This window comes from Petralouisia muris, assembly GCF_004793545.1.
In the GTDB taxonomy this organism is placed as follows: domain Bacteria; phylum Bacillota; class Clostridia; order Lachnospirales; family Lachnospiraceae; genus Petralouisia; species Petralouisia muris.
This window is the reverse complement of the sequence record NZ_SRYA01000145.1, coordinates 1-5193: the sequence shown is the minus strand read 5'-3', so window position 1 is coordinate 5193 and position 5193 is coordinate 1. Positions and strand designations below refer to the sequence as shown.

The following is a 5193-nucleotide window of genomic DNA, read 5'->3' as shown; positions in this document are numbered from 1 at the left end:
CATAAAATGCCATAAAAGGGTTATTCTTTTTTATTAAAACTTTTTACTCTCCAGTATATTCATACGGCTGAAAAATATTTTGATGTGTTAGCTGATGATTTAATGACAAGAGATTTAATTTATGGAATTATTCAAGTTGTTATTGCTTGTTTGCTTGGAGAAATATTAACGGTAATTCCGTATATTGTAGGAATGATTAAAAAATCGGCTTCGACAACTATAGTAACGGCGGTATTGGTGGTTTGCTTGATGCAACCTATTATTGGGAGAAATCCAACAATAGGAGGTAGCATCCTGAAAATAGTCATTGTTGTGGCACTATCCACAATGGGCGTGCATTACACACTTAAAACTAAAATTCATGAATTGGGTTAGTGTTTTATTCATAAAGGATAAAATTTACTAATACCTGAATCCGTGAGCCTTGTCACAAATTATTTTCTGTAACCCCATATAATTCCGGCGCTTATACGTGATTTTACCGGATTGATTTTTTCACCCGCCAGGTGAAAAAATCAGAGCATTTTGTTTTGCTTATGGTATGCTGGAACCAGAAAAAATACTTAGTTCCGGAGGTCGCCAGGAGAAAAATATTTCCGTTGAATTCACAAATGAACGCATTATCCCAAGCGGTGGGCTTGCTGTTGTCTGAGCAATCCTCGGCAAAAGTGATTTTGTCAAACGCTGCAGCCGAATGAAGGTTGACTGTAACCATCCGCAGCGCCGGATCAAGAATGGCGATATCATGCTGACATACATTGGAATGCATGGGCGAACCCTCTTTTGACGCCGTCCATGAAATGGATGATGCCCCGGAGTTTTTAAAGGAAATGATCGGCGTCTGCCGTCAGATGACAGAGGAACCGTTGCTCTTTCGACTGGACTCAGGCAATGATTCTGCCGAAAACATTGGGATTTTCATGGAAAACGGCTGCCATTTCATCATTAAGCGCAACCTCCGCAAAGAAAGCAAAGAAGACTGGCTTAAGATGTCAGAGGAAAATTCTGGAGATGTCTCCCATCCCTGGAACGGAAAAACTGTCCATATCGGAAGTGACTGGAAGGAAATTACTTTCCAGACGGAAGACGGCGCGGAAAAACGGGCAACAATCCGCATGGGATATGAAATCACGGAACGCACAATGGATCAGGAAGGTCAGTTTCCCCTTGTCCCGGACATTGAAGTCAACACATGGTGGACAAACACGGATTTTACCGACAGGGATGTCATCGCCTGCTATCACGCCCATGGGGAATGCGAGCGGTTTCACAGTGAACTGAAAACGGACATGGATCTTGAACGTCCGCCATCCGGGAAATTTCAGACAAACGAGCTGGCGCTGGAGCTCGCCATACTGTCTTATAACATACTGCGCATGATAGGGCGGGAATCACTCGGCAAAAGAAATCCCCGTCTGAAACGGACGGTAAAACGCCGCAGGCGCAGGACGGAGATCAATAACCTGGCCAACATGGCGCGCCACATAACGGAACACGCGCGCCACATAACGGAACACGCGCGAAAACTGGTCATAGGACTGGGAAAGAGCAATGTCTGGCGGGAAGTATTCCAATATGCACACTATGCCTTTGAAGATTTTGTCCTGTAGCGCGTCCGACAACAGAATATCTGAACCGAGGGTTTCTGTATAAAGGAACTCCTGCAAATTATGCCATTTTTGCATGATTATTGGGTATTGCTTTGCAAAAAACAAACAATGCGTTTTCATTTACATCAAACAGTTTTCTCCAAAATAGTTATGAGGTTAGGCTCACGGATTCAGGTTATATTTATATATTGACATGGAGCGCACACCATAGTTTATTTTTATTTGAGGAGGTGTCCATATGAATTATACAACACATGAGGTAGCACAAAAATTAGGGATTACGAAAGACACATTATTTTATTACGAAAAGGAAGGACTGCTACCCAAAATTGAACGGGATGAAATGAATAGGCGAATTTATTCTGAATCAGATATTGAATGGATATTTTTAATCCGTTGTTTACGGGATACAGATATGCCGATGTGCAAAATAAAACAATATATTTCTCTCCTTAAACATGGCGGGGAAAACTCTATACCAGAGCGAAAAAATATTTTAGTTGAGCATGAAACATTTATTATAGGGAAAATAAAAGCACATCAAAATTTGTTGTTGCTAATAAAAAAGAAAATTGAATTTTATGACGAAGTTTTAAATGATAAAAATCCCGAGTCTCAAAAATGTATGGATTATCTGATGGAATGGGAACATTTCAAAGAACTTCTCGGAGGGATTGCATATGAAAAATAATAAAACAGCTTTGATAACAGGCTGCACAAGCGGAATAGGAAAGGCTCTATCTGTCAAATTTGCACAGGAGGGCTACAATTTGGTTTTGGTAGCCAGAAATGAAGATAAATTGAAAGAATTATCAAACTATCTGTCGGAGATTTTTTATATAAAATCAGTTTTTATTGCTTATGCGCTGGAAAAACCAGAAGCCGCTGAATATGTATTCCACAGAGTGCAAGAATTAGATTTGAAAATTGATGTGCTTGTTAATAATGCAGGTTTTAATGAGTTTGGGAATTTTATTAAAACAAACAGGGAAAAAGAGCATGATATGATGCATTTGCATATGTTTTTTGTGACAGATATGATGAAATTTTTTCTGCCATTAATGTTGGATAACAAACAGGGACAGATTTTAAATATAGGCTCAACAGGCTCTTACATATCATGTCCCTATGATGCTGTTTATGCAGCAACGAAATCATATATTTTGTCTGTATCAAAAGGAATTAATGCAGAACTCAAAGGCACTGGCATAACAATTACAACTTTATGCCCAGGCTCTACAAAAACAGAATTTGCCGCTAAAGCAGGCATGGAAGATACTTTATTATTTAAGTTATTTGTTATGTCGCCAGAACGGGTTGCTGATATTGCTTATAAAGCTCTTATGAAAAGAAAAGCTGTAGTCGTGGCGGGAATTTACAACAAAATACTTGTTATGTCATCTTATATCCTGCCCAACAGATTCGTTGCTTATCTTAGCAAGATGATGTTAGGAAAACAATGCCAAGCAGACTAAATGCAAACAACGTTTAGCGGTCAGTTTATTCTTGTATACTAAGGGTGGCATAATTGCCTGCTTCCCGTGGTGGTTTTCCATGAAAAAACATATATAATGTTATTTAAGAGGTGACATTATATGAATTTAGAAGAAAAATTGCAAATGCTGAGGAAAAAGAATGGTTATTCTCAAGAGCAACTGGCAGATAAGATTGGGATAGCAAGGCAGACTGTAAGCAAATGGGAAAACGGACAGGCAATTCCAGAATTGAATGGCTTGATATTATTAAGCGAATTATATGGCGTAACCATTGACAGAATAGTGAAAGATGAGGATGAGTGCAACATTTTATTATGCAAGAGTGCGGACATTGACCTCAATAAAGTTATTTCCTTTTTGGTTTCGGCAAAAAAGAATACTTATCCAGTCAATGAAAATAAAGTACAATCTTCCAGAATGAAATCCAGTGATTTTTGTTATGCGGAAAATGAGTATAAATATTACGATACATATTTAGGCGGCGAAAAATTTACTGGTGAAGAAGCGGTATGGCACTATGATAACCCTATTTGGTGCATGAATTATTCTGGTCGGGTTATAGGGAGTAATTTTAACAACGGATTTTTGAAAGAAGTTTTATTGCGGGTTACAGAAAAATTCCCTTATCGGGGACCAAAAATCTATACAAAAGGCGATTATCATTATCATTGTAAAGTAGATGGGGAATTTGTTTGGTTTCAAGGGTACGAAGACATTTTCTATCTGGATGAAAAAATTTATGAATGTTATTTTCATGGAGGTGTAATTCAATAGATGGATATTATAGAGCAAAAAATAAATACGAAAGATTATCTGACGAAATCAAATTTGCCAGCAAGTGATTATGTGATAAATCCTTATGTCGGCTGTAACAGATTGTTATAATTCTTATGAGGAGAAATACGGCATCACAAGACAGATATTGGAACAGCTTGTAAATGCAGATTGCCAACTTACAATTTCAACAAAATCAACGCTTATTTTACGGGATGTAGAATTATTGAAAAGGATGTCCAATCTCAAAGTGGCTTTTTCAATCAATACTTTGGACGACGCATTTAGGGTGGATATGGATAACGGCAGTTCCATTAAAGACAGGCTTCATGCGATAGAAAAATTACATAATGCGGGCATTTATACGGTTTTATTTATGTCTCCTATTTTTCCGTATATCACAGAATGGAAAGACATCATTGACAGTACGAAAGAGAATGTATGTGAATATTGGTTTGAAAATCTGAACCTTAGAGGGGAATATAAAAGCAGCATCCTCTCTTATATCAATACACACTATCCGGACTTAAAAGAAAAATATGAAACAATTTATTTGGAAAAAGATATTACATATTGGAACACGCTGGCTGATTTGCTCAATACATATTGTGACGAATTGGGATTAAATTATGTCAATTACTTTTACCATGAAAAACTTGTTAAGGAGAAATTAAATAACCAATAGTTAAAAAATGAGAAGGCAAATATGTCCATTGAATAAAAAAAACGATGTTCGATGGGCTGTATTGCTGTACCTCAATTACCCTCTGACTTTGTTTTTAAAGTTTGGAGGGTTTTTTAATGTCCTTTTTTCGGGCAGTAATCTACCTGCTCATGCAATGTAGTTTTGATTTATACATAGCATATCGGGGAATGGCAGGAAGCCAGTTAAAAAATTCCTGCTTATGCAACGCTGCTTCTCACCATGAAGCCAGAAGTAAAATCTCCGCTTAACAGAATATGTATCTCTTATAACCGTAGAGGTCACAGAGCCTTTGCGGTTTTTCTTTTGCCGTTTTTTATCAGATTGTGCCGCAGGGTTGTTTCCGCTGTTGGCTGTCGTTCGCCGCCTTTCCAATCTGGATTTTTACATTTTCAAAATTCAGATTGGAGGAAAATACGGTGAAATACGCACCAAGAAAAGTATATATCAAAGAAAGTAGCGGCTATGCGGGAACAGTGCACAGAGTTTTACAAGGATAAAGAACGGTGGCATTATCTGAAAAAGCTGGACACAAATCACAGTCTGCTGTCACTAGTATAATCCATTTTAATTAGACAACCTTTAATTGATGTGTTATAATGTCTCAATA

General features: G+C 37.7%; 5 protein-coding genes and 1 pseudogene. All 6 read left to right on the top strand.

Annotated elements, in window-relative coordinates:
* Positions 1 to 102: 102 nt before the first annotated feature.
* Positions 103 to 375 carry a hypothetical protein gene (locus E5329_RS28035; protein WP_135992428.1) on the top strand — a complete coding sequence of 91 codons (273 nt, stop codon included), beginning with the start codon at positions 103 to 105 and terminating at the stop codon, positions 373 to 375.
* 166 nt (positions 376 to 541) lie between these two features.
* Positions 542 to 1610, top strand: a pseudogene (locus tag E5329_RS28030) (transposase).
* A 238-nt stretch (positions 1611 to 1848) separates the two neighbouring features.
* A complete protein-coding gene (locus E5329_RS28025) occupies positions 1849 to 2301 on the top strand; it encodes a MerR family transcriptional regulator (protein ID WP_135992427.1) in 453 nt (150 codons plus the stop codon).
* Positions 2291 to 3085, top strand: coding sequence for an SDR family NAD(P)-dependent oxidoreductase (locus E5329_RS28020; protein ID WP_135992426.1), 795 nt, complete (start codon positions 2291 to 2293; stop codon positions 3083 to 3085). The genes E5329_RS28025 and E5329_RS28020 overlap by 11 nt, the downstream gene beginning before the upstream one ends.
* A 120-nt stretch (positions 3086 to 3205) precedes the next feature.
* The gene (locus tag E5329_RS28015; RefSeq protein WP_135992425.1) at positions 3206 to 3880 is read left to right on the top strand and encodes a DUF5680 domain-containing protein; all 675 of its coding nucleotides are present in this window, start codon (positions 3206 to 3208) and stop codon (positions 3878 to 3880) included.
* 85 nt (positions 3881 to 3965) lie between these two features.
* On the top strand, positions 3966 to 4565 hold the full coding sequence (locus tag E5329_RS28010; protein WP_275443842.1) for an SPL family radical SAM protein: 600 nt from the start codon (positions 3966 to 3968) through the stop codon (positions 4563 to 4565).
* Positions 4566 to 5193 lie beyond the last annotated feature (628 nt).